The organism is Peribacillus sp. YIM B13472, from assembly GCF_042788005.1.
Taxonomy (GTDB): domain Bacteria; phylum Bacillota; class Bacilli; order Bacillales; family DSM-1321; genus Peribacillus; species Peribacillus simplex_E.
Window position 1 is genome coordinate 227,632 of record NZ_JBHZPG010000003.1, and the last position, 25,990, is coordinate 253,621.

The following is a 25,990-nucleotide window of genomic DNA, read 5'->3' on the forward strand; positions in this document are numbered from 1 at the left end:
ATGTTCACGATTCTTGCCATTACTTTAAGCAGAGCATCCACAACTTCCGCCGGTTCCGCAGCTTCCCGTTGAACATCCACCTGATGAAACAAAAAATGGATTCCCCGCTGGGGTTTTGACCTGTTCAGAAACGGCTCGGCCAATTCTTCCGCTTATTTCATCAAGAACGGATTGTAATTCTGTCTCCGCCCGCTTAAACCTTGCTACGACAGGATGCATATCCATGTCTCGTTTAGCTTGCCTGGTTTCTAAATTGATGCGTTTATAATCCGGATGATATTTACCGAACCTTTGAACATCTTCAAATAGATCCTTTAGCGAAGTAAACTTGGAAATTTTCCGCTGTGCCTCTTTGTCGCTTTGTAATTTATATAAACTAAGAAGGTATTCTTCCCCTATTTCAGAATGAAGGATCATTTCGGCTAATCCATCAGCCTGTTGTAAAATGTCGATGATTTCCATAGTAGCAAGCATTAACAAGCTCACCTCCACAACCATTTTACCATTTCTCCCTTTTAGATGCTAATGGTTTGATTAAATAGAGGAAGTGATATGTACCTCAATCTCTTTTTGCAACCCTGTTTTTTCACCTGAACCATTCAAGACTTCCAGCTTAATTTTATGCATGCCATTCGGGACATCCTTTAAGATAAATGCTGCCGTTTTCATATCGACTTTCTTTTGATTATCAATAAATACGGACACAGTTGCCAATTGTTCAGGATTTGATTCAGAAAAACCATAGTTTTTCAAGTAGCACTCGACATAGACAGAGTTGCCTTTTACAAAAGTTTTTACCCGAAAGTCCTCATCTGAGTTATCTGAGTTTCGGATGCTCGATACAGTGGTGGCAGCTTTAAGTGTAGAAACTTCTTGCATGGCTACTCCTGAATTTTCAGGTTCCGGTATTTTCTTTCCACAACCAGACGCTGCCATCAACACTGTGAGAGCCAAAATCAACTTTCTCATTCCATCGTCCCCCTTTTGCCTATATTGTTCGCCAAAAGGAGTAATTTACTCTTATTTTCTTCATTCACTTGAAGCATTCATCGCTTGAAACATATGAAGCATCATTGAGGCAACCTGAACGCTTTCCGAAAATTTAGAGACACGATGTGGAATCGACTTCTCAAAATAATATTTCGCTTCGGTTTCAAACACATCCGCTTCATGGGGATTACGCATTAACCTTTTGTACCATGCAGGCTGAATCCTCAAGTAATTACGCATATCTTCGTTTGTTTGAATGAATTCATATATATTCTGACGCATGAAAAACCCTCCTTAATCTTTGTTGAATAAAAAAGGGTTAGCTCTCTGCTCTTTTTCTTTTGGGGGAGGACTGGTATCACCTGATTTATTCCCTTGGAAAGCAGATAGCACTCCTTGGATTGCACCGATGGCCTGATTGGCATTCGTAATATACTGTTGAATCTGCCCCATATCCATACTTTTAACTGCACTCATTAACGAACCGATCAACTCAGTGCTTTGGTCTCCCTTTTCTACCGGCGGTGATGGGAATCCTGTATTCACTTTGGACTCGCCCACACTGCCGTCAGCCTGCCAGCGTGGATGATCTTCTCCGAGTAAATACCACTCTTCAAAAAGTTCCTGCCATGTTGCTTGTTTGCTTCTCACTTCATTCACTAAATGAGGATGTTCCTTTACAAACTCCCGAAATCCATCCACGGAGGGCCGCTTTCTTTTTGCCATTACTCTCACCTCACACTTAGACATCGCCTATTGCACCATATGCTAAAGGTAAATAAAAAGTGCATAACATTCCTTTTAAAATGCAATTGGATGATTTGGGTATGAGTATCCTTAAAGTCCCAAAAGGGTATGCTGGCGTGACTGCGGATAACCAAGTTCGTTATGTAAACCCCTCCATTGGTGATCGATTCCGTGCAAATTAATACATAGACATACGATCATCATCAAGGGAAAGGTCAACCGTGATGATGGGGAACTTGCACTACAAAGACAGGGACCTTTTTCATTTTCAAAATATAATCCAGAACAAGAAAACGGACCCAAATCGGATCCGTTTTTTTATCTCTTTATAAAATTCTGGGTGTAGTACTTTTTATATACCCCGACGCCCAGACCTGTAAATTCCTCGTTCAGCATCGCATCCCGATGCCCTTTGCTATTTAGCCAACCTTCCATGACTGCAGCTGCGTCAACATAATTAGCCGCTATATTTTCACCTGCTGCCCTGTATTTTACATGGCCTGCATCGAGACGCTTTTCCAAATCCCCCTTTGTTTCAGAAACATGGGTTCCTTCAGGTGCGTCCGTCATTTCCCGGCTATGAAGGTAAGCAACCTCTGCAGTTGGCGCATCCCATTCTAAAGGCTTCAAATCAAACCTGCTGCGCATTATATTCGTAATATCGAATATTTGCTGCGCATTGCCCTCTTCCACTTTCGCCAAGTCTTCATCAGAAAGGTCCTTAACTGTCACAAGTTCTCCATGATAGGTCAACTCATACGGCTGTTGTTTCAATAAGGCGGAATCATTCAAAAATCGGATGCTTGAAACAGTCCCGGTGAATTTATCCAAATATAGCTGAACATTAATATTCCCTAAATCAATCAACGGCCTCATGTTCATATCTTCCTCCGACAATTCAAATCGATAGGAACTGTGGCCAACTTCAATATCAACAGTGGGTTCCACATATAAGCTGGAATAGATGGCATCAATCGATTGTCCAATTTTAAAAGGAGCGACATTGACCTCATCACCGATTCCATAAGCAGATACCACTTTTTCATTTTCAATGGCTAATTGGAAATAATTATCATAGTCCTTTTTATAAACCCACCATTCATATCCATAGGCGGACATATCAATTCGATCTGGCTTACCATATTCCTTTTCTATCTCTTTTGCATTTTTCCCGATCGTTACCGCCAGACCTTCCGTCACTTCAGTAACCCCTTCCTTTTCAGGGGAAGTGCTTTTTTCATTTATATGCCCATTGGGGTTAACACCTTTGTTACCATCAATAAGAGGGTTTCCTTCTTCTTCATCGCCGATATTAAGATAAATACCTATTACGAAAAAAATAATAATTAACACCAACACCTTACCTAAACCGCGCAGAGGAACACTCCCTCTCTCTATCTAATTTATGTATCCAATGCAAAAACCTTTCTTACCTGATTATATCACTGTTCAATCATAATTTTCTAATTTACGATAGACTGTCCCTTCATTAAATTTATTTAAAAAATGGAACTTTTGCGAATGATTAAAATACCATGGTTGAGTTCATTGCAACTTCCACCATTTCGTACTATTATAAAATATAGGATAAAATGGTATATTATAAACATACTTGGAGATTTTTAATATATTCATGTACATAATATTTTCCCGGTATGTCATTTTAATTCTCAATAGTAAACATAGGAGGTACTACTCGTGAAATTTGAAAGCTTTGGAATCGAAAACATCACAGCCGACTTAAACCGATTAGATGACCTAATGCCGCAATATGGGTTAATACGTGCAGAACAATGGGATTACGAAAGAGTCAGTTACGATCGTAGGTTCGACTTAAAAGAAGGCACGTTTTACCTGAGAATACTTGGCTATGCTACAGAGGGCGATGTAGGCGCTCACAGGGCCGTCATCAAACTAATGGTTCCTCTATTAGGAAAACACTATTATCCACACGGAGTTGAATATGGTGAAGGAGAGGATTTCCCTGCATCACTAGTTAAACAAAGTGAAAAAATCCTCGCTCAAATCAAAGAAGAACTTACACAATTCAACGGCCTGTAAAAGCCGTTAGTGAAAAGTAGGTACAAAGAGAGAGGATCATGTGTGATGCTCTCTTATTTTATATCCATTACAAAAGCCTGATGCTTATTTTGCACCAGGCTTTTTTCGTTATTTAAAATCCTAGGATCGCCTTTATTAAAGATGTTGTTTCGCCGCCATGATAAATGACATAAAGCAGGATGTAAACAGCTACTCCAGTAATCCCAGTGAAAAACCAAATGATGCTTGTCGCAGGCCCAATTTTTTTATGAATGGCGAATTTACCTTTAAACCCAGTGGTAAGCATGATGATCCCCAAAACAGCTCCAGTTGTTGCAAGCGTTATATGGAAAATCAAAAAAATCGTATAATAAATTTTAATGTCAGCGGGTCCGCCAAATGACGTACTACCAATGAAGACCGTCCGGGAAAGATATATAGTGAAAAAGATTACTGCAAAAACCGCAGCTGCCATCATGGTTTTTTTATGGGTCTCGATTTTGCGTTGTTTAATTTGATACCAGCCAATTGCAACAGTGATGGCACTTAATACAATGAAGGCTGTACTTATCGTTGGAAGGATTGGTAAAGACATATGAATTGTAGTCCTCTCTATATTTATTAATCAACTACCATTTTATAAGAGGCAATCATAAAATTCAATAAAATCAAGGATTATTAACAGAATGCTCACTTTTATAGAATAGGCAAGTCAAATCACTGGCTATTTGGTTTAAATCGAAAATCAAGAAAAGGCAGATAAAAGACTTGTCCGCCCCAAGACAAGTCTTTTATCGTACAATTATTCTACAGTCTGAAAATCCGAAGGTATCGGATCGATATCATTTTGGCCGCCATTTTCCTTTTTGAACCAAGCAAAGAAAATGACACCCAATACATAGCCTAAAACGATTTCTTGAATTACCTTCATCAAAACCCCGCCAAGCTGTTGATCTTCAAGCAATGGCAGTCCATTGAACATTTCTGGGCCGCTGAGCGTTAAACCTGACAGTTCTGAAGCCGGAACGCAAAGTTCCATCGCACTGGCCCAAGATTCCGCATTGGTGAATGTATCATACATCGGATCATTAGCAAAAATGATTAAAGCGCAGGCAGGGGTCATTAGAATGCCACTGCCGAATATATAAGCTACTTTTTTCACACCTGATAGACTTTCACGTTCGGGCAGCTGATTGACAAGCGGGAACCACATCAAAACAGCAGTCGTAAATAAAAGGATCGTGTAGCCCGCATGAATCCACATCCCCGTTTTGATATAGTCGAACACTAACGGGATATGGTACAGCGAGAAAAGAACATTAAATAGTAAAAGGGCGACAAGAGGTCTCGTAAAAAATTGAAATAACGTCTTCACACCCCTTGAATTTATGAAAGTTCTCATAAGCCAATCTGGAATCGCAATGATAAATAAAGGCGGAATCACAAGATAAAGCAGTGCCATTTGAAACATGTGTGCACTGAACATGATATGGCTCAATAAATCCAGTGGGGATCCTTTTACCACATAAAGGAGGGACATGGCTATCAAAAAATAAGTTGCCTGTTTAACGGAAAGCGATGAACTGCCCTGAAACTTCTCACTTTTTTTTGTCACCAGCCAAAAATAGCCTACGGTTATAAGTACGAGGGCGGCAAAATAATAAGGACTCCACAAAGCGCGAAATCCGAAAATATCAATAGACAAAAAAATCACCTCGTTCATAAACTTTTTCTTACTTTCATTATACCTAAAGTGAAACATTGTAACAAATATAGATAAACTTGGATTATTTTTCTGGAAAATCACCACATAAAGAAAAATCGGCTATCATTCAATAGCCGATTTTCTTTATGGTTTATAACCAAACAATCGTTGTGAACACAAGGACAGTTATCAAGCCGACTGCAAGGCCGGAAAATAAGAACAATGCAATGGTGCCATGCCCTTTATGCTTCATGTGCATGAAATAATACAATTGGAAAATCACTTGTACTACTGCCAGCAGCAAAATGACTGGCTTAATGAACCAATGTGAAAAACCATCAATTCCTACTGCAGCAAAAGCAAGTAATGTAAAGAAAATCATAAGTGTAAATGATATCACTTGGTGTTTCATCTCTTCAGCATTTTTCTTACGGCGATATTTTAAATCGACATTCGGGTTCGCTGAATTTGATTGTTCATTCGCCATCAGTTATCCCACCATTCCCATTAAGTATACGACAGTAAAGATAAACACCCAGACTACGTCAATGAAATGCCAATAAAGACTCGCAACAAAAAATTTAGGAGCGTTATACAAATTCAAGCCCCTTCCTGCATTACGCACCATAAGACAAATGATCCAAGCCAAACCGAATGCAACGTGCCCTCCGTGAAAACCAACTAACGTATAAAACGCGGAGCCGAAGGCACTGCTCGTAAATGTATGATGGAATTCATGAACATAGTGATTAAATTCATAAATCTCGAGTCCAAGAAAACCTAAACCAAGTGCAACCGTAATCACAAGCCAAGCCTGCATTTGTTTAAAGTGGTTATTTTTCATATGGTACATCGCATACACACTAGTCAATGAACTGGTCAATAACAGCATGGTTGCTACAAAAGTAAGGGGTAATTCGAATAAATCTTTAGCTAGGGCTGCATCACCATTTGGAACTTTATCCTTCAATGCTAGGTAAGTTGCAAATAATGAGGCGAATAATACCGTCTCTCCACCAAGAAACAACCAGAATCCCAAATACTTATTTTTACCTTCTAAAGTCGCTTTCTCGGGAGAAGCAGGCCAGGTAGCATCCGTGAATCTTTCATCTGTCTGCATTATGCCTTACCTCCCTTGTCTTTATCGTCCATAAGGTCTTCTTTATGAATATGGTACCCATGATCGTCTTTAACGGAACGGATAAACATTGAACCAAATGTTACCAAAAGTCCCACTATTATTATAGGCAGGGTCCAAGTCTTATCATCCATATGGTATAAAGCACCGAATGCGGCGATAAATAAACCGGAAGCAGTCGTTAAAGGAAGAATGGATGAATTAGGCATATGGATATCTCCAAGTGGTTCTGCAGGAGTCATTTCCTTTTTCCCTTCCATTTTTTCAACCCAGTAAGGATCTAATCCCCGGACTAGCGGCAGTTGTTTAAAATTATAAAAAGGCGGTGGTGATGGAATGGCCCATTCCAGCGTACGGCCATCCCCCCAAGGATCATTGCCGACTTTTTCATTCTTCACAGATGTAATGATGATATTGATGACCATAACCAAGACACCAAATGCCATCAAAAAGGCTCCAACAGTACTAATCATATTACCTGTATTTAAACCTTGATTGTCCAAGAATGTAAATACGCGACGAGGCATCCCCATCAAACCTAAGAAATGTTGAATGAAGAATGTTAAATGGAAACCAATCAAGAAAGTCCAAAATGTGATCTGCCCCAATTTTTCGCTTAACATCGTTCCAAACATCTTCGGCCAATAGAAATTGATTCCAGCCAGTAAACCTAATACAACCCCACCGACGATTACATAGTGGAAATGAGCAACAACGAAATAACTATCATGGTATTGATAATCAGCAGGTGCAGATGCGAGCATGATGCCTGTCACGCCACCCATTGTAAATGTAGGGATAAAGGCAACTGCATAAAGCATCGGAACCGTGAACTTGACGCTTCCTCCCCACATCGTAAAAATCCAGTTGAATATCTTAATACCTGTCGGTACCGCGATAGCCATGGTCGCCACGGCAAAGATTGCATTTGCAATCGGACCTAGACCAGTGGTAAACATATGATGCGCCCAAACCATGAAACCTAAGAAACCGATTAAAACGGTTGCAAATACCATCGATGAATAACCAAACAATCTTTTTCTGGAGAATGTAGCGAAAATTTCGGAAAAAATACCGAACGCCGGAAGAATCAGGATATAAACTTCCGGATGACCGAATATCCAGAATAAATGCTCCCAAATAATCGTATTTCCCCCTGCCGCTACATCAAAGAAATTCGCGCCAAACATCCGATCGAACATCATTAACACCAATCCCACGGTAAGCGGAGGAAAAGCGAATAATATCAATGCAGAAACGACGAAAGTTGACCAGGTAAACAGCGGCATACGCATATATGTCATACCAGGCGTACGCATATTAATAATGGTTACAAGGAAATTGATCCCTGCAATTAGTGTTCCAAAACCTGATATTTGTAATCCGAGGACATAAAAATCAATGCCATGACCTTCGGAGTGCAGGGAAAGTGATGCATACGATGTCCAGCCTGCATCTGGAGCCCCCCCTAAAAACCATGAAAGATTCAGAAAGATTCCGCCAAAGAAAAACAACCAAAAACCTAACGAGTTCAAAAATGGGAACGCAACATCACGTGCCCCTATCTGTAATGGTACAACCGCATTCATTACAGCAAACACTAACGGCATGGCCGCCAGAAATATCATAGTCGTACCGTGCATGGTCAAAATTTCATTATAAAATCCGGCACTTACGAAATCATTGTTTGGGATTGCCAGCTGGATACGGATAAACATCGCTTCCAAACCGCCGATTACAAAGAATAACCCGCCAGAGATAAGATATAAAATGGCGATTTTCTTATGGTCTACCGTCGTCAGATAATCCCAAACCGTAGCGCCAAATCCTTTTTTATTAGCGTACGTACTCACGATTTAACCTCCCTAATCAATGTTCTATTTGTCTTCCACCTTAAGCTCCAATAGATAAGCTGCCAGTGCATTAATATCTGAATCTGAAAGTTCGCCGTAAGTACCGGTCATCGTGTTGCCCGGTTTATACTTCTCAGGATCCTTGATCCATTTTTTCACATTCTCTTCCGTGTGATCCAATACGCCAGCTACTTTTTGACGCTCACCGAATGTAGCAAGATTCGGAGCCTGACGAGCTGCTTCAGGCCTGCTGTCATTTGGTGTAACCGCATGGCAGCCTATACAGCTTTTATTAAAGACATCTTCACCCTGTTTGGCTAGATCACCTTCAACGACAGGTTCCTTCGCTGCTTTCATATCTTTAGTCCACGCTTCAAAATCGCTTTTAGACTTCGGTACGACCTTAAAATCCATCAAAGCATGTGAAGGACCGCAAAGTTCAGCACATTTTCCGTAGAATAAGTTGTTCGAATCTTCTGCCTTTTTACTATCGAATTCTAAGAAAAACTGATTGACCCCTTCTGTATTTGTATCCATCTTTCCTCCGACAGACGGTACCCAGAATGAATGCTTAACATCTGAAGCAGTTAAGTTGAAGTACACTTTTTGATCTGTTGGCACAACCAAATCCTGACTTGTTACAACGCCGAGGTCTGGATATTCAAACTCCCACCAATAAAGGTTTGCTCTAACATTCACGACAAGTGCATCCTTCGTTTTTCCATCCTTATCTTTCTTATCCATTGCCTTTGTGTCGGCTAAGTCGAAAGTCGTGACAACGGTCGGAACAGCCAGAACAATTAAAAGAAGGATAGGAATAACAGTCCAGATAATTTCAAGTTTATGACTTCCTTCAATTTGTTTCGGTATTGTTTCGTCGCCTTCCTTCCGACGGAAGCGTAGTAAAACTACAACGAACAAAATAATCACAACAATAATAACCAGTACCATGATTAGTGTACTCAATATCAGTAAGTCATACTGAGATTGCGCAACATCACCTGCTGGTTTCAGCGCGGATAGAAATGGTTCGCCGCAGCCCGAAAGGACAAGTCCTACAATACCCAGCAGAGCAATCAGGCGCCATTTGTGCAGCCTTTTTTTCATAGCTTCAGAAACCCCTCTTTCGTCAAAATTTTCTCACAAAAATAAAAATGGGCGCAATTGCGAATATTCTCTCTATGTCAATTTCTAAAAAGAAAGAATCCCTAATCTAAGGAATTATTAAGAAGATTCATGTAACCGCTCTTATGTATGACCCCGTTGGTTCCGTTAATATGTATGAATGGCGGTCGGTGCTTTATTTATCAGTAAGCTGGAGCCTGTAAAGGAACAGGCCGCCAGCTTATTTAAACCAAAACTAGATGAGAGTGACAATAACCATCGCTACAAATAAAATGGTCATATAATTTAAAGAATATACAAACATGGATGTTGCCCATTTAACATCATCTTTCTTTTTATACCCCTTAATCCCCAAAATAAGCCAACCCGTGCTCAATAATGCAGCAAGAATAACTAGCGGAGTTCCTAATGGAGTTAAAAAGAAAGGAATGAACATTAAACAGACGATCCATAGCATAATCGATCTTTTTGCCGCCTTGAACCCTTTTACTACCGGAAGCATGGGTACCCCAGCTGCACGATATTCTTCGACACGCCTCATTGCAAGTGCATAAAAATGAGGAGGCTGCCATAAGAACATGATCGCGAACAGGACCCAGGCGATCTTATCAAGGCCCGGGTCGACTGCAGCCCATCCGATAAGTGGAGGCACCGCTCCGGATATACTGCCTATAATCGTATTCGAGACAAATCTACGTTTGAAAACCATTGTATATAAAACAACATAGGCGAAGACGCCGAATGCTCCCAGTATGGCAGTTATCATATTAGTCAATGCAAGTAAAATCAGCCCTGCAGCAATTAAACCGAAACTTAATGCCAATACCTTTGAAGGCTGTACTTTCCCAGTTACCGTTGGGCGATTTTTCGTTCTTTCCATTAAATGATCGATATCACGGTCATAATAATTATTGAAACTGCAAGATCCCGCCATTATGAGCGCCGAACCTGCAAGTGTATAAAACACTACATCTAAATTGTGTAAGAAGCTAAGCCCCGAGAAATGAAGAGCTAACCACACGCCGGTAAAAGCTGTAATTATATTTGAATTGACAATCCCCACTTTTATAAGTGCGAGAAAATCCTTCCAAGCTGTTGTTTCAGGTATATCCGATTGAAGGGCGGCTTTACTGTCCTCCATGACAGCTTCTGACAAACCCCTTGTTTCTGACATTTGTTTTCCTCCTTTAAATCATTCAAAACAGACGCAAATGCAAAAAAAAACTTACATATGCTATAGAACATTATTTCATACTTTTTGATATTTGTAACCAAGGAAGCGTAAACAAAAAGTAAATTATTTACCAATGACCGTTGTCAATGGAATCCATCGAGAGCTATCATTCTTAATATCATGCTTAATAACAGTAAAATTTAGTAAAATCATTTCTTCAATATATTAAAACACATTTTTGGAAGCTTTTGTGAAAATATTTCGGATATTTTTTGACCAATTTGTGTCTCAATAATTTGCTTCTCTTGTATGATGTTCATCAAGAACATGAATAATATGCTATTATCATCATCCCCTAGGCTCTATCCCTATTTTGCTCCTACTTGAAGGTTTACACTCCCTTTATTTCTATCAAAGTCTTTTGTAACTTTCAACTATTTCAGGCATTTTAATTAATAGTTATAAAATTAACTGAACTTGTAAAATCATTCTATTTTGTGTAATATCGAGGAAGTTCGACAAATATTATGAAAAGTCTTATGCTATTATTAATTTTATGGAACAACCCTAATTTGCTACAGAGAAAAAGGTGGGGCTACTAGTGAAATCGTCTCTTAAATGGTTTGCTGTTTTAACAACGGTTGTAATGCTTTTCATCTTACTTGGTGGAGCTTTAGTCACGAAGACGGATTCCGGCATGGGATGCGGCAGGTCCTGGCCATTGTGCAATGGCCAATTGATCCCGGACAAAATCACGGTTGAATTGGTCATTGAGCTTTCCCATCGACTCGTTTCAGGTGCTGGAGGTTTCCTTGTTTTAATATTATCGTATATGTCTTGGAAAAAAATCGGCCATATCCGTGAAGCACGTTTCTTATCCGTCCTTTCTTTTGGTTTTCTGTTACTACAAGGGTTAATCGGAGCCGCTGCCGTCATTTGGTCCCAATCCGATTTCGTCCTTGCCCTTCATTTTGGCATATCGCTCATTTCCTTTGCTGCCGTCTTTTTACTGACACTGTTGATTTTTGAAGTGGACAAGAAGTTCGAAGCAGAAAAACTTATAGTTGACAAACGAATGAAATTCCATATTATTGGCGTATTGATTTTTTGTCTGGTGGTCGTATATACAGGTGCTCTTGTAAGGCATACAGAATCAAGTCTTATCTGTAAGGATTGGCCTTTATGCGTAAATGACAGTCTTGCACTCCCCTCCAACCTTTATGAATGGATTCAGATGGGGCACCGTGCAATGGCAGGCGCCATTTTCATTTGGGTATCATATGTGGCTTATATCGCAAAAAAACATTACAAAAATCAAAAAGTGTTATATGGCGGTTGGATTACTGCATTCATTCTCGTATTTTTACAAGTTACCGCTGGAGCCTTTATCATTTTCTCAAGGCAAAACTTATATATCGCACTGACACACGCATTATTCATTGCCTGCTTTTTTGGTGTAATGAGCTATTTGATGCTATTGACATCAAGAAGCAAAAAAAATGCCCTGGCCAAGAAAAAAAAGAATTCCGCGCACTCTGTCAAAGGACAGGATGAGCAGGATATAACGCCATCGGTACCCGCCCGTTAATGTCTGATTGTTCAATCAATAATATAATAAGATAAAACAAAACCACCATTCCCGGGAATGGTGGTTTTGTTTTATCTTATAGGGAATTTCAATGACCGTACATTGCCTATAAAGAGGGTATAGGGCAGCTTAAAACCTTAAGCCTACCCCATATGCCCCAAATCATTCACAAGGTCACAGTCAGCGATATTACTTAGTTATTTCAATCAATAAGTCTCCAGTACTGATCGCTTCTCCATCTTTTACATAAATATCCTTAATGGTCCCGGAGAATGGTGCTTGCACGGTAGTTTCCATTTTCATCGCTTCCGTAATGATCAGGTGATCACCCTGCTTGACCTGATCGCCTTTCTCGACCACTACACGAATAACCGTACCTGGCATTGTCGCACCGAGTTGTTCTTTATTTTTAGGGTCAGCTTTCATTTTTGATACAACGGAAGATTTAACGTTTTCATCCTTGATGATCACTTCACGTGATTGACCATTCAACTCAAAATACACAACCCTTGTTCCATCAGCCAATGGCTGACCGATTGAAACCAATTTTACGATGAGCGTTTTACCCTTTTCAATTTCAACTTCGATCTCTTCCCCTAGCCTCATACCATATAAGAAAGTTGCGGTATCGAGGTTGGAAACATCACCAAACAGCTCAATCGTTTTATTGTAGTCCAAGAATACTTTTGGATATAGGGCATATGCAAGCACATCGAAATCAGTGACTGCCCGTCCCAATTCCTTGAATAATTCTTCTTTAAGAGCTGCAAAATCCACTTCTTCCAATAATTCACCCGGTCTTACTGTGATAGGTTTCTTCCCTTTCAGGATAACTTCCTGAAGCTCTTTAGGGAATCCCCCAACTGGCTGACCTAGATAGCCTTCAAATAACTCTATGACTGAATCAGGGAAATCGATGGATTTTCCATTTGTCAGAACATCTTCTTCAGACAGGTTATTTTGTACCATGAATAAAGCCATGTCCCCAACAACTTTGGATGAAGGAGTTACTTTAACAATATCGCCGAACATTACATTGACACGCTGGTACATTTCTTTCACTTCATGCCAGCGGTCCCCCAGCCCTACTGCTTTGGCTTGCTGCTGCAGATTGCTATATTGACCGCCCGGCATTTCGTGTTTGTAAACTTCGGTATGCGGTGCATTCATGCCGCTTTCGAAGTCATGATAGAATTTCCTGACCTCTCCCCAGTATTCTCCTAAACGCTCTAGTGAATTGACTTCCAATTTAGGCTGTCTGCTTGACCCCTCCAACGCATAATGAAGTGTTTGTACACTTGGCTGCGAAGTCAGTCCAGCTAAAGAACCAATCGCCGTATCAACGATATCCACACCAGCTTCGATCGCTTTCGAATACATGTAAATTCCATTTCCGCTTGTATCATGAGTATGCAGATGGATCGGAAGGGATGTCGTTTCTTTCAGTTCCGATACAAGGCGATAAGCAGCATCCGGTTTCAAGAGACCAGCCATATCCTTGATTGCTAAAATATGGGCACCGCCATGTTCTAATTCCACCGCCATGTTTTTATAGTAGTCGATATTATATTTGCTGCGTGATGGATCATTCAAATCCCCGGTATAACAAATGGCCGCTTCGGCAATTTTGCCAGATTGACGGACAGCATCTATAGCGATCTCCATCCCTTTAACCCAGTTTAAACTATCGAAAATACGGTAAACATCAATACCTGCATCCGCTGATTTCTCTACGAATTCACGAATGACATTATCAGGGTAATTTTTATAACCAACTGCATTTGAAGCCCTTAAAAGCATTTGTAATAAGACATTAGGTGCTTTTTTCCTGAAACTTAACAGCCTGTCCCATGGATCTTCTTTCAAGAATCGATATGCGACATCGAAAGTTGCCCCGCCCCACATTTCCATTGAAAATAAATCAGGAAGTAGTTTTGCTGTAGGCTCAGCGATATCAAGGATATCCTTCGACCTAATTCTCGTCGCCAGTAAAGATTGGTGTGCATCGCGGAAAGTCGTATCTGTGATCAATACCTCTTTCTGTTCTTTGATCCATTTGACCAGTCCCTCTGCACCTTGCTCTTCAAGTATATTTTTTGTACCCGAGATAAGCGGCAGGCCACCAACATTCGGAATTGGAGCTGGATCAAAAACAGGTTTTTTCTTTTTCTCGACTCCCGGGAATCCATTCACGGTCACATTTCCGATATATGAAAGCATTTTTGTCCCACGGTCTTTTCTAATTGGGAAGCTAAATAATTCCGGTGTTGAATCAATGAATGATGTATCATATTCCCCATTTATGAATTTTTCATGTTTTACAACATTTTCAAGGAAGGGGATATTTGTTTTAATACCACGGATCCTGAACTCCTTAAGGTTACGAACCATTTTGGAAGCTGCCTGTTCAAATGAAAGCGCATGAGTAGAAAGTTTCACGAGAAGGGAATCATAATATGGTGTGATGACCGCACCTTGGAATCCATTCCCAGCGTCCAGACGAACACCGAATCCTCCACCGGAACGGTAAACCATCATTTTCCCGGTATCAGGCATGAAATTATTCAAAGGGTCCTCAGTCGTCACCCGTGATTGAATCGCATATCCATGTGTTTTGATTCCTGACTGTTCGGGAATCCCGATCTTTTTGCCATGGAGTTCATGCCCTTCAGCTACCATGATTTGGGATTGAACGATATCAATGCCCGTAATCATTTCAGTAATGGTATGCTCAACCTGAACCCGTGGATTGACTTCAATAAAGTAAAATTCGCCATTTGCGACAAGGAACTCGACCGTACCAGCGTTTACATAATCAATATTTTTTGCCAACTTGACGGCTGCCTCACAAATCCTTTCCCTTAAATCCTCGGAAAGGGAAACGGAAGGTGCCACTTCCACAACTTTTTGATGCCGTCTCTGAACGGAACAGTCACGTTCATATAAATGGACGATATTCCCATGAGTATCAGCCAAAATCTGAACTTCGATATGCTTCGGATTTTGAATGAATCTCTCTACATAGACTTCATCATTGCCAAAAGCTGCTTTAGCTTCTGATTTTGCGCGATCATAAGCCTCTTCAACTTCTTCAATTTTTTCGACAATCCGCATTCCGCGTCCGCCGCCGCCTAAAGAGGCTTTTATGATAATTGGAAAACCGTATTGTTCACCAAATTCCTTTACTTCTTCAACACTGGTCACCGGTCCATCGCTACCAGGGATAACCGGAATATCAGCCAGTTCAGCTTGTGTTCTGGCTTTTACTTTGTCACCAAACATATCTAGGTGTCTTGATTCTGGTCCGATGAAGATTATGCCTTCTTCCTCACAACGTTTCGCAAATTCAATATTTTCTGAAAGGAAACCATATCCGGGATGAATCGCATCGACTCCGCTCATTTTGGCGATCGCAATTATACCTTCAATATCCAGGTATGCATCAATCGGCTTTTTACCTTCCCCAACCAAATATGCCTCATCCGCTTTATATCGGTGATAAGAACCATAATCTTCCTTTGAATAGATTGCAACTGTGTGAATGTCTAATTCCGTACATGCCCGAAAAATCCGTATCGCTATTTCTCCACGATTTGCCGCAAGTACTTTTTCTATACGTTTCCCCATTGCTACCACCCTAATCAATATGTATTTTTATTGAATATATAGAAAAAAAGCGTGAAAGACTTTCACCACTTTTTATTCAAGAATTTATATCCCAACCAAGGAGACCATTCTGATCAAGCTCATTTTATTGCGGATGTAATTATTTCGATATATTTTATATTTTCGTTTTTTACATCCGATAAAGACTAAAAAGAGCCTTGCCCCAATAGCAAATGAAAATTTAGCTATAATAATATATTATCAATTTGATTTAACATTCTATTAATATAACCATAATACTAAAATTAACTGAATACAATAAAAAAATAAAAAATTACATATATTCGTATATAAAAACAAGGAATTAGCTCTGCCTTTCCGACTAACGATCCCATTGTTAATCAAAGGCATTCGCTTGGAAAATCCCACATATTTAATGATTGATAGAGAAATTGGAAATGGGAAGATAACCATTAAACATTACATCGAAAATTCAAAAAAATAAAAAAACAAAAACAAAAAACTCAATTGAGCTTCAACGGATTAATTAGTATGTCACTATTTGATATAGTATGTCACTATTAATTATGTATATAAATAAAAAACTCAAACAATCATCGAGATTTGTTTGAGTTAGTATGTTTTATCTATTATTTTTTTAATGATGCTTCATGCAAAACTGACAATTCCTGTTCAAGGGTCTCCAAAAGGGATTTACCCTCGGTTTCCTCTACCAAACCTAAGCGTACGGCAAAATCAATTTCTCGTGATAGGCCGAACATTTGTGTATCAAGTACCTCTTCATATAAAGGACATTGAGGCATAGTGAGATTTTCCATTTGAACTTTTATCAGTTTTAGAATCTTGTCAGCATCTGCTTTTAATAAAGCATAAGCTTTTTCTCGATGATTGACAAGCATATCAGATGCCATGTTAAATCCCCCCGCTCAGAGCGATTAAATCTTATCTCTAAATTCTACCTTTAGTTTTGTGAAAAAGCAAGGACATTGACAAACAATTTGCCATTGGGATATCACTGCCACCTCTCAAATCAATATATCCAGCCATGGAAATTGTTCACCATCTTGTAGATGTGACATTTCAATTATAATTGATTATAATCATTAAAGAGCAACAGAAAGGAATGAGATATTTGGAACCTATCGTATTTATAAATGGAAAAGTGAAATATCCAATTACGCTAGATCCTGGAGTATGGATTTTTGATGACCGTAAAGTTGAAATCGATACATATTTCCACGCTGAAAAAGTCCAAGTCAATGAATTAGAAGAATATACGATTGCCGCCTCCAAACATTGGCAAAAAGAAATACAGGAAGGCGCAATAATGCCACCCACAATAAAAACCGAACGAAAGTTCGAGAAGCAAAGATTGCTGGAAGGGACTTTCGGCATCCCTTTTGAACCTTTTTTAAAAAATGCCGAACCTGAAAATGGGGTAACTGAAGTCATCGTTACAACCGATGATGAGGAGCTTACATTCCCGTTGGAAACGGCACTTGAATTTTTCCTGGGCTTTTCCAAGGATGGAAAGCCGCTTAAAATATCTGAGGGCGGCCCTATGGTAATTTATTTCGGAGACGCTTCCAACATCAATGATCCGATAAAAAATGTACGGTCTTTCACTGTTAATTAAGACTTAGTCCATTCTTACCAAAAACTTTAGAACAATCGGCAAGGGACATCCCTTGCCGATTGGATTATAAAAGCGTAGCTGCGAGTTGGGCCAATCCAGATCTTTCCCCTTTTATCAATTTTACATGGCCGGCAATGCGCTCTGTCTTGAATTTTTCCACCACATAGGTCAAACCATTATTATATTCATCTAAATAAGGATGATCTATTTGCTCCGGATCTCCCATTAATACAATTTTGCTTCGCTCCCCGACTCTCGTCAAGATGGTCTTGACCTCATGCTTTGTTAAGTTCTGCGCTTCATCGATGATGATGAACTGATCCGGGATGCTCCTTCCCCTGATATAGGTCAGGGCTTCCACTTCAATCGAACTCATGCCAGCTAGAATGGCATCCAATTCCCCAGGTTTTTTCGTATTGAATAAAAATTGGAGATTATCGAAAATGGGCTGCATCCAAGGTCTTAATTTTTCTTCTTTTTCCCCTGGCAGATAACCAATATCTTTACCAACAGGAACAATCGGCCTGGCAACCAGAAGTTTCTTATATTGTGACAAATCTTCAGTTTGCATCAATCCTGTAGCCAATGCCAATAAAGTCTTGCCTGTCCCCGCCTTACCAATGAGCGTCACAAGCTGGATATCCGAACGAAGCAATAAATCCAGGGCCATCGTCTGCTGAACATTTCTCGGTTTAATTCCCCAAATATGTTCCCCTTCATACATCAATTTCTTGACTAGCCTGCAGTTCTCATCCACTATCCCAATCGCAGAAGCTGAACTCCCCAGCGTGTCCTTCATCAACAGGAATTGATTTGGATAATATGAGTCTTTTGTCAGTTCCTCCAGTGCCAGAAAACTTTTTTCATAAAACTTATTCAGATTATCAATCGAAACAAACACTTCTTTGTGCCCAGCGTATATATGGTCCAGTTCTACGACACGATCATTTAAAAAATCCTCCGCATCAAGTCCGATGGCATCGGCTTTAACCCTTACTAGAGTATCTTTGCTTACCAAAATGACCGTTTTTCCATCTTCCTTCGTCTCTTCTTCCAAAGATAAATTTTTTGCGACTGCCAATATCCTGTTATCATTCGTTTTCTCCACAAAAATTTCCTGAAGCTTATGAAATGAACGGTGGTTGAGTTCAATCCTTATGCTGCCTCCATTATGAAGCGGAATGCTCTGATGAAGCTTCCCTTTTTCACGAAAGCTATCGATCAATTTCGATACTTGCCTGGCATTCCTTCCGATTTCATCCATATACCGTTTTTTCGAATCCAATTCTTCTAATACGACTGCCGGAATGACAACTTCATTATCTTCGAATGAATAAATCGAGTACGGATCCTGCAACAGGACATTCGTATCTAAAACATAGATTTTTTTCCCCAATATGACGCCTCCTGCCTGCTCTTTAGGATATGCCTTACCATTTACTACACTCAGAAGTTATGTAGCGGACGAGACTGTTGATAAAATATATGTTCCTTTGCATAAAGATAGAAGAACATTTACAGACTATAAAGAAAACTTCCAGCAAAAAATGCTATCCCAAACATTGATGACAACATGTTTGGCTGCTTTTTATACTTACATGAATCAGACTTAGGCATTGGTGGACATGCTGGAACCAACAAAAAACATTAAGGAGGTTGCACATTGAAAAAATTCATATTGTCGCTCGCTGCTGTTCTGTTGATGACAGGTTGCTCAATGGATAATAAAAATGAAGTGTCTGAAAATAATGCGAAAAACAATATAACGAAAGTCAATAACTCGACCATTAAGGAAGCAGACAGAAATACAGGTCAGCAAACAGCGGAAAGACTCACCGGTTTGGCTAAATCCATTCCCGAGGTGAACGATGCCACCGCAGTCGTACTTGGCAAATATGCCATCGTCGGAATAGATATCGACCAAGATATTGAGCGGTCACAGGTCGGAACGATAAAGTACTCAGTTGGAGAAACTTTAAAACATGATCCTGAAGGTGCAAATGCCCTCATCGTCGCTGACCCTGATATAAATGAGCGGATCAGGGAGGTGGCCAGAGACATTAAAGACGGTAAACCGGTAACCGGGATACTAAATGAACTGGCTGACATCACAAGTCGGGTCATTCCTGAGGTTCCTGGTGATATTTTAACCCCAACGCCGTCCAAGAACATTGAAAAGGAAAAAAATAAACTTGATGATAAAACGGAAAGAAAAGAACTCGATAAAGAGCAAAATGATCAATCCAATCACTTTAAAGAATGAATATCCCTAACCCGAAGTCAATCTTCGGGTTTTTTGTCTTTATCCGCCATGAACCAAGTAACGTTAACGTTCATATGTTAGTTTCACTTTATCCTCGTTTTACCATAAAAATATTGGTATACTTAATAGCATATTCAAATTGAAGTGAGGTTCAACTAAAATGAAGGTTAAATGTGTAATATGCGATCAAATTGAATCTATACCTGATGATAGCCCAGAAGCTAAGAAACTTCGCAACCGCCCTATACATACCTATATGTGCAATACATGCAACCAACGCATAGAAGAGCGTACGAACGAACGGATTGCAACCGGAAACTTCCGTCTTTACCGGACAATCAAAAATGAAGATGAATGGTAGAATAAATTATAAAGTTTTCCTGATTGGTCTCACCAATGGAATTCTGCTTGGATTGATAATGAAGTGGGTCGAAATATTTTCCGGTAAACAAGTGTATAAGCTCCTATTGAATGTGGATTTCCTTCCTGTAATCGGAGCTGTTTCCTGGAGTGAGGCATCATTGTTCTTTTTCCATCTCATATTCTCACTGGCAGTTTCGTTCAGTTACGTTCATATTCTTCATCCTTTGAAGATTTTCAGGAATTGGAACAAATACACACTCGCTTTTTTAACCATCATTCCTGCTATCATGCTTTACTTCCCATTATCGACGCTGTCGAAAACAGAAGCTGTCCTTCCTTCTGATTTGACAGCTTTCTTTTTGTGGACAATCTTACATCTTGTTTACGGACTTTTCCTCCCCAAAGCAATATAAAAAAGAACCGTGCGTATTATCGCACGGTTCTTTTTATCATTACTCGATATTTTTATACTTATCTGGCTCTAACTGTATTTGGTCTAACATGATATCAATCAATTCAATCGGATAACGTTGCTTTTTCATTTCGTCCCCCAAAACATACTCGACGTAATAAAAAGGTTCTGTTTTTGAAACCGAATCGATTATCACCTGATGATCATCTTTCAGCATCTGCATGAAAAACATTTCTGTATCACGTGCTGCAGTATCATCAGGCCTTGCATCACAGACAACTTTGATCGTCAACCAATTGTATAAAGCATCCTGTAATGATTTCATCATCTTAAGCCTGTTCTTCTTTTCTCGAATTATGAAGACGGATTCGATAAATCCCCAGAACAAGCGAAGCGATGACTAATGCTTCCCCCATAGGAAGAAACACCGCAAAGAAAGAAAGAAGGGTACATCCAAGTGCCATTACCGCATAAATGACCACATTTTTTAGCAAAGGTAACTTTTTGGCAAAACCTAACTGATAGACTAGGATGCATAATCCAAAGACCGTCAAATATAAATACCACATTCCCGCTTCAGGATTTTCATCCACTCTGTACAATGCTGCAAAAAATGATAATCGCTCTTGGATATCCAATCTTTTCTCCTCCTCTTGCTATTTATTTTTCTTCAACAGCAACTTTTTTTCTTTTAGCTGCTCTTTCACGTTCGTTTTTATCAAGAATTTTTTTACGAAGACGGATTGAATCCGGAGTTACTTCACAGTACTCGTCATCGTTCAAATATTCTAGAGCTTCTTCAAGTGACATGATTCTTGGTTTTTTCATGGAAGAAGTTTGGTCTTTATTTGCTGAACGCATATTTGTCATTTGTTTCGCTTTAACGATATTGACAGTCAAATCGCTATCACGGTTATGTTCCCCGACGATCATGCCTTCATAAATATCCGTACCTGGCTCAACGAAAATAACCCCGCGGTCTTCTACTTGCATAATACCATATTGTGTAGTTTTCCCTGATTCCATGGAAACAAGTACACCTTGACGTCTTCCGCCGACTTGACCTTGTGCCATTGGTTGGTAGCTGTCAAATGAGTGGTTCATGATACCATATCCACGTGTAATCGTTAAGAACTCAGTTGAATATCCAATAAGTCCGCGAGCTGGGATCGTGAACAGTAAACGAACTTGACCGCTTCCGCTATTGATCATATCCAACAATTCACCTTTACGGGCTCCCATTGATTCCATGATCGAACCAGTGTGCTCCTCAGGTACGTCGATTTGTACACGTTCAACCGGCTCACAACGGACACCGTCAATCAAGCGAACGATAACTTCCGGTTTAGAAACTTGCAGTTCATAACCTTCACGTCTCATGTTTTCGATCAGGATGGAAAGGTGAAGCTCCCCACGACCTGAAACAATCCAGACATCCGGAGAATCAGTATTTTCGACTCTTAAGCTGACATCCGTTTGCAATTGGTTTTTCAAACGCTCTTCAATTTTACGAGCTGTGACGAATTTACCTTCACGGCCTGCGAATGGGCTGTTATTTACAAGGAAAGTCATTTGTAATGTTGGCTCATCGATACGTAGAATTGGAAGGGCATCAGGATGTTCAGTCGGACAAACCGTTTCCCCTACGTTAATATCTTCCATACCTGAAACGGCAATTAAATCACCGGCAACGGCTTCTTGGATTTCAACTTTCTTCAAGCCAATATAACCAAAGATTTTCGTTACACGGAATTGTTTAACCTTTCCATCAAGTTTCATTAATGAAACTTGTTGACCTACATGCATTTTACCGCGGAATACACGGCCAACCCCGATACGTCCTACATAATCATTATAGTCAAGTAAAGCCACTTGGAATTGAAGCGGTTCATCTGAGTTATCAATTGGTGCTGGGATCGTTTCGACGATTGTTTCGAAAAGTGGGGTCATGTCTTTTTCTTGTTTAGCAGGATCTGAATCCAAGCTTGCAGTACCAGCAATACCTGAAGTGAAGACAACTGGGAAGTCTAACTGTTCTTCTTCAGCTCCTAGTTCGATGAATAAGTCAATTACTTCATCGACCACTTCATTTGGACGTGCAGAATCTTTATCGATTTTATTCACGACAACGATTGGTGTAATCTTTTGTTCCAATGCTTTTTTCAACACGAAGCGAGTTTGCGGCATACAGCCTTCATATGCATCAACGACAAGAAGAACGCCATCAACCATTTTCATGATCCGTTCCACTTCACCACCAAAGTCGGCATGACCAGGTGTATCCAAAATATTGATTCTTGTATCTTGGTATTGAACTGCTGTATTTTTCGCAAGAATCGTGATTCCGCGTTCTTTTTCAATCGCATTAGAATCCATCGCACGTTCTTCCACATGTTCATTTTCACGGAAAGTACCAGATTGCTTAAGCAACTGATCCACTAACGTCGTTTTACCATGGTCAACGTGGGCGATGATGGCTATATTACGAATATTTTCTCTTAATTTCAAAAAATTCACTCCTAAAAAAGTTTGTGTAAAACGTATCACTAGTATTAGCTTACATATTATATCACAAACATACTAGAAACAAATACAGAAATTATGTACAATAGATATATTAGGGGTGATATTAATGAACATTAAATGGAATTTCTTAATATTAGCGGTACTGGCAACATCCAGCATTGGCTCCATTGGCATCTTCATTGCCGAGAAGAGCTTGATTGGAATATTAGCTGCAATCGTCATTCTTTGCGGAATCATGGGGTTCGGTTTCACTCAGAAGAAGAAATTGCGCGAAGCCGGGAAGTTATAATATAAAAAACTCGCTGACAGACAGCGAGTTTTTTTTTATTTATTTCAAAATGAGCATTTTATATTTAGGCCTTGATACTAATGGCTGGAATTTCCTGATAAGTATTTATCGAATACTTCTTTATGGAGCCCTGGTTTAGATACGAAAAGTGAGTCGCCTTCTAAAAAATCCAATTTGTCACCTTTAATATTACTAACTTCCCCGCCCACTTCCTCAACCAGTAAAACTCCTCCTGCAAAGTCCCATGGCATGAGTCTCATGGTTATGTATGCATCAATCCTTCCAGCTGCGACGAAAGCCAGCTCCAATGCTGCGGAGCCATAAGAACGTGTCCCTCTTGCATCCCGAACTAGCGGTGCCAAAAGACTCGGATCGATCCTTCGGTTCTCCGTTACCCAGCTTGCATTAATGGAAATTATCGCTTTGCTTACTGATGCCTCTTCAAGAGATGGCAGCCTTTGATCATTCAGAAATGCTCCTTGCCCCTTAATCGCATGATATAATTCATCACTAAAGACATCATAAACCATGCCGATCTTTCCGATGCCATCCACATAAACCCCAAGGGAAATTGCAAAATTCCTCTGTTGATGAATGAAATTCAACGTTCCATCAATTGGATCGATGATCCACACAGTACCTTTTAGGTCTTTAATATCATTGCCCATTCCCTCTTCCCCGAATATCCGATGTTCAGGGAAAACTTCGTTAATTTTTTCGCAAAAAAACTTTTCTATCCCCTTATCCATATTAGTAACCAAATCATTCGGATTCGTTTTCATTTCAATATTCAACTTGGTTTTAAAGGACGCCCTAAGCCTAGTACCCGCTTCTTTCATCCATAACTTCGCATATGTATCCATTTCCTTAACCGATGCCATTATAATATCCCCGTCCTTTATGATCAGAAACTACATTAAAATGATCCTCTTCTAAAGATTAAAGCAAATATAGCTTGCCTTCAAGTTTTTAACATCTTAAATTTTCCAGTTTTTTTAACACATGAGGAAAGAAGGTTCCTAGACCACCCATCCATTAATCGGTTTAGCAATTATGAGCTAGCCAGCACAAATACTTTTCAAACCACTTTGACTTAACGTTTCCCTTCCTTATTAAAGGGACCCGGACAAAATAATATACTACCTTATATATATTGGACATTTAATGAAAAACGGACACATTATTTTTTTATAAAATAAAGTGTCCGTTCATCTATAATAAAATTCCTTGTATTGAAATTGATTCATTTCCTTTATTCATTCTCCTTCAAGATCTCTGCAGCCAATCCTTTACAAGGCTTTCAGTTTCAACAATTCCAAGCGGATGCGTTCTAGCCTTTGCTTGCATTGTGACCTCTTTTGGTCATTCTCTTCACCAATTGCTTCAAAAAGGGTTGCTAATTCATAGTCCATTTCCATCCTTAACACTGCAGCTCTATGTCTTTCAACTTCTTTAGCTTTTAATGCTTGGTTCATGACTTGTTTCATAATTAACATTCTCCCTTCATCAATTAACGTAATTTTCTGAATTTATTTCATCATATGACTTCCTACCTCAAATAGCAACTAATTTGTGCTATAACCTATAAGGAATTTTACATGCCAACCCAAATCTTATTTTTTAAATTTTACTTTTACTTATGCTACAATATGTGCAGATATTACGGTAGGAGAGATGAAAATGAATATAGCAAGTTTTACAGCAGATGATTTTGATGTTTTTAAAATTGATGGATTGGAACCGCGCATGGATGCTTTAAAAGAACGGATCCAGCCCAAATTACAAGCACTTGGAGAGCACTTTTCTCAAAAACTGTCAGTTATGACCGGCGATGAAATGCACCCTCACGTTGCAAAGCATGCTAGACGGTCAGTGAATCCTCCTAAAGATACTTGGGTTGCTTTCGCTGCCAATAGCAGAGGTTATAAAATGATGCCGCATTTCCAAATTGGGTTATGGGAAACGCATATGTTCATCTGGTATGCCGTGATTTATGAAGCCCCTAATAAAATTGAAATCGGAAAGCAACTGGAGCAGCAGGCAGGCCGATTAGTGAATAGCATTCCCTCCCATTATGTTTGGTCAATGGACCATACAAAACCTGATGTCATCACTCATGATGGTCTTGGAGTAGATGAATTGAATTCAATGTTCACTCGTTTGCAAACTGTAAAAAAATCCGAAATCCTTTGCGGTATAAAAATTTCCCGTGATGACGCCATTAAGTTAAAAGATGATGATTTCATTCAAACCATTCAAGATGCGTTTGAACACCTTTTACCCTTATATCAATTAAATTAAACACAGTTGCTTCGTATTCGGATTGAATATCGGATGCCTTCAATTAAACTGGTTAAGAAAAAAGGAGAGCCTTAATGGCCCTCCTTTCAGACTGTAGACAAACTCGATGAAAATCGAGTTTGTCTATTTTTATGGCTTGTACAATTTGAACGTTGATTTCCTCTCCAGGCACTCGCTTTCCGCGGGCGGTCCGGGAGCCTCCTCGGCGCCTTT

The 25,990-nt window shown here is 39.7% G+C and carries 28 protein-coding genes; 8 read left to right on the plus strand and 20 right to left on the minus strand.

What is annotated here, in order from left to right; genetic code table 11:
• Positions 1-24: 24 nt before the first annotated feature.
• From ACFX4I_RS04280 to ACFX4I_RS04300, 5 genes are all read right to left on the minus strand, one after another.
• The gene (locus tag ACFX4I_RS04280; RefSeq protein ID WP_230301204.1) at positions 25-474 is read right to left on the minus strand and encodes a YlbF/YmcA family competence regulator; all 450 of its coding nucleotides are present in this window, start codon (positions 472-474) and stop codon (positions 25-27) included.
• A 60-nt stretch (positions 475-534) separates the two neighbouring features.
• On the minus strand, positions 535-969 hold the full coding sequence (locus tag ACFX4I_RS04285) for a hypothetical protein (RefSeq protein WP_377419316.1): 435 nt from the start codon (positions 967-969) through the stop codon (positions 535-537).
• 60 nt (positions 970-1,029) lie between these two features.
• Positions 1,030-1,272 carry a YlbE-like family protein gene (locus ACFX4I_RS04290; RefSeq protein WP_230301190.1) on the minus strand — a complete coding sequence of 81 codons (243 nt, stop codon included), beginning with the start codon at positions 1,270-1,272 and terminating at the stop codon, positions 1,030-1,032.
• 12 nt (positions 1,273-1,284) lie between these two features.
• Complete coding sequence (locus ACFX4I_RS04295) at positions 1,285-1,716, minus strand: YlbD family protein (protein ID WP_230301191.1); 432 nt, start codon at positions 1,714-1,716, stop codon at positions 1,285-1,287.
• A 339-nt stretch (positions 1,717-2,055) separates the two neighbouring features.
• Positions 2,056-3,090 (minus strand): CAP domain-containing protein, encoded by a 1,035-nt coding sequence (locus tag ACFX4I_RS04300; RefSeq protein ID WP_230301192.1) that lies wholly within the window; start codon positions 3,088-3,090, stop codon positions 2,056-2,058.
• A gap of 345 nt (positions 3,091-3,435) precedes the next feature.
• Between ACFX4I_RS04300 and ACFX4I_RS04305 the strand changes: the two genes are divergently transcribed.
• Positions 3,436-3,798 (plus strand): YugN family protein, encoded by a 363-nt coding sequence (locus ACFX4I_RS04305; RefSeq protein WP_214790434.1) that lies wholly within the window; start codon positions 3,436-3,438, stop codon positions 3,796-3,798.
• Between the two features lie 112 nt (positions 3,799-3,910).
• On the opposite strand, the gene ACFX4I_RS04310 is transcribed toward ACFX4I_RS04305, so the two are convergent.
• From ACFX4I_RS04310 to cyoE, 7 genes are all read right to left on the minus strand, one after another.
• The gene (locus ACFX4I_RS04310) at positions 3,911-4,372 is read right to left on the minus strand and encodes a DUF420 domain-containing protein (protein WP_179891037.1); all 462 of its coding nucleotides are present in this window, start codon (positions 4,370-4,372) and stop codon (positions 3,911-3,913) included.
• A 207-nt stretch (positions 4,373-4,579) separates the two neighbouring features.
• The gene (gene ctaG / locus ACFX4I_RS04315) at positions 4,580-5,482 is read right to left on the minus strand and encodes a cytochrome c oxidase assembly factor CtaG (protein WP_377419319.1); all 903 of its coding nucleotides are present in this window, start codon (positions 5,480-5,482) and stop codon (positions 4,580-4,582) included.
• Positions 5,483-5,633: 151 nt separating this feature from the next.
• Positions 5,634-5,969, minus strand: coding sequence for a cytochrome c oxidase subunit IVB (ctaF, locus tag ACFX4I_RS04320; RefSeq protein WP_230301194.1), 336 nt, complete (start codon positions 5,967-5,969; stop codon positions 5,634-5,636).
• Between the two features lie 3 nt (positions 5,970-5,972).
• Positions 5,973-6,602, minus strand: a complete 630-nt coding sequence (locus ACFX4I_RS04325; RefSeq protein WP_098371107.1) for a cytochrome (ubi)quinol oxidase subunit III — start codon at positions 6,600-6,602, stop codon at positions 5,973-5,975.
• Positions 6,602-8,473, minus strand: coding sequence for a cytochrome c oxidase subunit I (ctaD, locus tag ACFX4I_RS04330; protein ID WP_377419321.1), 1,872 nt, complete (start codon positions 8,471-8,473; stop codon positions 6,602-6,604). Before ctaD ends, ACFX4I_RS04325 begins: the two co-directional genes overlap by 1 nt.
• Before the next feature lie 24 nt (positions 8,474-8,497).
• Positions 8,498-9,580 carry a cytochrome c oxidase subunit II gene (gene coxB / locus ACFX4I_RS04335; RefSeq protein ID WP_098371109.1) on the minus strand — a complete coding sequence of 361 codons (1,083 nt, stop codon included), beginning with the start codon at positions 9,578-9,580 and terminating at the stop codon, positions 8,498-8,500.
• A 253-nt stretch (positions 9,581-9,833) separates the two neighbouring features.
• Complete coding sequence (gene cyoE, locus ACFX4I_RS04340) at positions 9,834-10,772, minus strand: heme o synthase (protein WP_377419323.1); 939 nt, start codon at positions 10,770-10,772, stop codon at positions 9,834-9,836.
• A gap of 601 nt (positions 10,773-11,373) precedes the next feature.
• On the opposite strand from cyoE, the gene ACFX4I_RS04345 reads away from it, so the two are divergent.
• Positions 11,374-12,360 carry a COX15/CtaA family protein gene (locus tag ACFX4I_RS04345; protein WP_377419325.1) on the plus strand — a complete coding sequence of 329 codons (987 nt, stop codon included), beginning with the start codon at positions 11,374-11,376 and terminating at the stop codon, positions 12,358-12,360.
• Between the two features lie 189 nt (positions 12,361-12,549).
• Here ACFX4I_RS04345 and pyc read toward each other — a convergent pair whose 3' ends face one another.
• On the minus strand, positions 12,550-15,987 hold the full coding sequence (gene pyc / locus ACFX4I_RS04350) for a pyruvate carboxylase (protein ID WP_377419327.1): 3,438 nt from the start codon (positions 15,985-15,987) through the stop codon (positions 12,550-12,552).
• A 629-nt stretch (positions 15,988-16,616) separates the two neighbouring features.
• The gene (locus ACFX4I_RS04355) at positions 16,617-16,898 is read right to left on the minus strand and encodes an Fpa/YlaN family protein (RefSeq protein ID WP_034313996.1); all 282 of its coding nucleotides are present in this window, start codon (positions 16,896-16,898) and stop codon (positions 16,617-16,619) included.
• Positions 16,899-17,119: 221 nt separating this feature from the next.
• On the opposite strand from ACFX4I_RS04355, the gene ACFX4I_RS04360 reads away from it, so the two are divergent.
• Positions 17,120-17,623, plus strand: a complete 504-nt coding sequence (locus ACFX4I_RS04360; RefSeq protein WP_230301197.1) for a peptidyl-prolyl cis-trans isomerase — start codon at positions 17,120-17,122, stop codon at positions 17,621-17,623.
• 64 nt (positions 17,624-17,687) lie between these two features.
• On the opposite strand, the gene ACFX4I_RS04365 is transcribed toward ACFX4I_RS04360, so the two are convergent.
• Positions 17,688-19,019 carry a PhoH family protein gene (locus ACFX4I_RS04365; protein ID WP_230301198.1) on the minus strand — a complete coding sequence of 444 codons (1,332 nt, stop codon included), beginning with the start codon at positions 19,017-19,019 and terminating at the stop codon, positions 17,688-17,690.
• A 267-nt stretch (positions 19,020-19,286) separates the two neighbouring features.
• Here ACFX4I_RS04365 and ACFX4I_RS04370 point away from each other — a divergent pair, with 267 nt between their 5' ends.
• The 3 genes from ACFX4I_RS04370 to ACFX4I_RS04380 all read left to right on the plus strand — a co-directional run bounded on the left by ACFX4I_RS04370 (position 19,287) and on the right by ACFX4I_RS04380 (position 20,662).
• Positions 19,287-19,886, plus strand: coding sequence for a YhcN/YlaJ family sporulation lipoprotein (locus ACFX4I_RS04370; RefSeq protein WP_230301199.1), 600 nt, complete (start codon positions 19,287-19,289; stop codon positions 19,884-19,886).
• A 160-nt stretch (positions 19,887-20,046) separates the two neighbouring features.
• Positions 20,047-20,247 carry a YlaI family protein gene (locus ACFX4I_RS04375; protein ID WP_072272690.1) on the plus strand — a complete coding sequence of 67 codons (201 nt, stop codon included), beginning with the start codon at positions 20,047-20,049 and terminating at the stop codon, positions 20,245-20,247.
• Entirely contained in the window at positions 20,231-20,662 is a 432-nt protein-coding gene (locus ACFX4I_RS04380) for a hypothetical protein (RefSeq protein WP_377419329.1), read from the plus strand. Before ACFX4I_RS04375 ends, ACFX4I_RS04380 begins: the two co-directional genes overlap by 17 nt.
• 39 nt (positions 20,663-20,701) lie before the next feature.
• Here the strand turns inward: ACFX4I_RS04380 and ACFX4I_RS04385 are convergent, their stop codons facing one another.
• From ACFX4I_RS04385 to typA, 3 genes are read right to left on the minus strand one after another with little or no spacing between them, the layout of a single operon-like run.
• Positions 20,702-20,986 (minus strand): hypothetical protein, encoded by a 285-nt coding sequence (locus ACFX4I_RS04385; RefSeq protein WP_230304037.1) that lies wholly within the window; start codon positions 20,984-20,986, stop codon positions 20,702-20,704.
• A 4-nt stretch (positions 20,987-20,990) separates the two neighbouring features.
• Positions 20,991-21,299, minus strand: a complete 309-nt coding sequence (locus ACFX4I_RS04390) for a YlaH-like family protein (protein WP_133348402.1) — start codon at positions 21,297-21,299, stop codon at positions 20,991-20,993.
• A 22-nt stretch (positions 21,300-21,321) separates the two neighbouring features.
• The gene (gene typA, locus ACFX4I_RS04395) at positions 21,322-23,169 is read right to left on the minus strand and encodes a translational GTPase TypA (RefSeq protein WP_230304029.1); all 1,848 of its coding nucleotides are present in this window, start codon (positions 23,167-23,169) and stop codon (positions 21,322-21,324) included.
• A gap of 124 nt (positions 23,170-23,293) precedes the next feature.
• Between typA and ACFX4I_RS04400 the strand changes: the two genes are divergently transcribed.
• The gene (locus ACFX4I_RS04400) at positions 23,294-23,476 is read left to right on the plus strand and encodes a YlaF family protein (protein WP_034314013.1); all 183 of its coding nucleotides are present in this window, start codon (positions 23,294-23,296) and stop codon (positions 23,474-23,476) included.
• Positions 23,477-23,553: 77 nt separating this feature from the next.
• Here the strand turns inward: ACFX4I_RS04400 and ACFX4I_RS04405 are convergent, their stop codons facing one another.
• Positions 23,554-24,357, minus strand: coding sequence for an inositol monophosphatase family protein (locus ACFX4I_RS04405; RefSeq protein WP_309519233.1), 804 nt, complete (start codon positions 24,355-24,357; stop codon positions 23,554-23,556).
• 408 nt (positions 24,358-24,765) lie between these two features.
• Positions 24,766-24,963: a hypothetical protein gene (locus ACFX4I_RS04410; RefSeq protein ID WP_034314018.1), complete on the minus strand. Its 198-nt coding sequence runs from the start codon at positions 24,961-24,963 to the stop codon at positions 24,766-24,768.
• A gap of 193 nt (positions 24,964-25,156) precedes the next feature.
• On the opposite strand from ACFX4I_RS04410, the gene ACFX4I_RS04415 reads away from it, so the two are divergent.
• On the plus strand, positions 25,157-25,777 hold the full coding sequence (locus ACFX4I_RS04415; RefSeq protein WP_230304031.1) for a YktB family protein: 621 nt from the start codon (positions 25,157-25,159) through the stop codon (positions 25,775-25,777).
• Positions 25,778-25,990 lie beyond the last annotated feature (213 nt).

Bases quoted from the DNA above. Each gene is read 5' to 3' on its own strand.
- ACFX4I_RS04405 (WP_309519233.1), bottom strand. From the start codon at position 24,357: ATGGCATCGGTTAAGGAAATGGATACATATGCGAAGTTATGGATGAAA.
- ACFX4I_RS04355 (WP_034313996.1), bottom strand. From the start codon at position 16,898: ATGGCATCTGATATGCTTGTCAATCATCGAGAAAAAGCTTATGCTTTA.
- ACFX4I_RS04380 (WP_377419329.1), top strand. From the start codon at position 20,231: ATGAAGATGAATGGTAGAATAAATTATAAAGTTTTCCTGATTGGTCTC.
- ACFX4I_RS04385 (WP_230304037.1), bottom strand. From the start codon at position 20,986: ATGAAATCATTACAGGATGCTTTATACAATTGGTTGACGATCAAAGTT.
- ACFX4I_RS04375 (WP_072272690.1), top strand. From the start codon at position 20,047: ATGAAGGTTAAATGTGTAATATGCGATCAAATTGAATCTATACCTGAT.
- ACFX4I_RS04415 (WP_230304031.1), top strand. From the start codon at position 25,157: ATGAATATAGCAAGTTTTACAGCAGATGATTTTGATGTTTTTAAAATT.
- ACFX4I_RS04285 (WP_377419316.1), bottom strand. From the start codon at position 969: ATGAGAAAGTTGATTTTGGCTCTCACAGTGTTGATGGCAGCGTCTGGT.
- pyc (WP_377419327.1), bottom strand. From the start codon at position 15,987: ATGGGGAAACGTATAGAAAAAGTACTTGCGGCAAATCGTGGAGAAATA.
- ACFX4I_RS04310 (WP_179891037.1), bottom strand. From the start codon at position 4,372: ATGTCTTTACCAATCCTTCCAACGATAAGTACAGCCTTCATTGTATTA.
- ACFX4I_RS04295 (WP_230301191.1), bottom strand. From the start codon at position 1,716: ATGGCAAAAAGAAAGCGGCCCTCCGTGGATGGATTTCGGGAGTTTGTA.
- cyoE (WP_377419323.1), bottom strand. From the start codon at position 10,772: ATGTCAGAAACAAGGGGTTTGTCAGAAGCTGTCATGGAGGACAGTAAA.
- coxB (WP_098371109.1), bottom strand. From the start codon at position 9,580: ATGAAAAAAAGGCTGCACAAATGGCGCCTGATTGCTCTGCTGGGTATT.
- ACFX4I_RS04325 (WP_098371107.1), bottom strand. From the start codon at position 6,602: ATGCAGACAGATGAAAGATTCACGGATGCTACCTGGCCTGCTTCTCCC.
- ACFX4I_RS04400 (WP_034314013.1), top strand. From the start codon at position 23,294: ATGAACATTAAATGGAATTTCTTAATATTAGCGGTACTGGCAACATCC.
- ACFX4I_RS04410 (WP_034314018.1), bottom strand. From the start codon at position 24,963: ATGAAACAAGTCATGAACCAAGCATTAAAAGCTAAAGAAGTTGAAAGA.
- ACFX4I_RS04280 (WP_230301204.1), bottom strand. From the start codon at position 474: ATGCTTGCTACTATGGAAATCATCGACATTTTACAACAGGCTGATGGA.
- ctaF (WP_230301194.1), bottom strand. From the start codon at position 5,969: ATGGCGAATGAACAATCAAATTCAGCGAACCCGAATGTCGATTTAAAA.
- ACFX4I_RS04290 (WP_230301190.1), bottom strand. From the start codon at position 1,272: ATGCGTCAGAATATATATGAATTCATTCAAACAAACGAAGATATGCGT.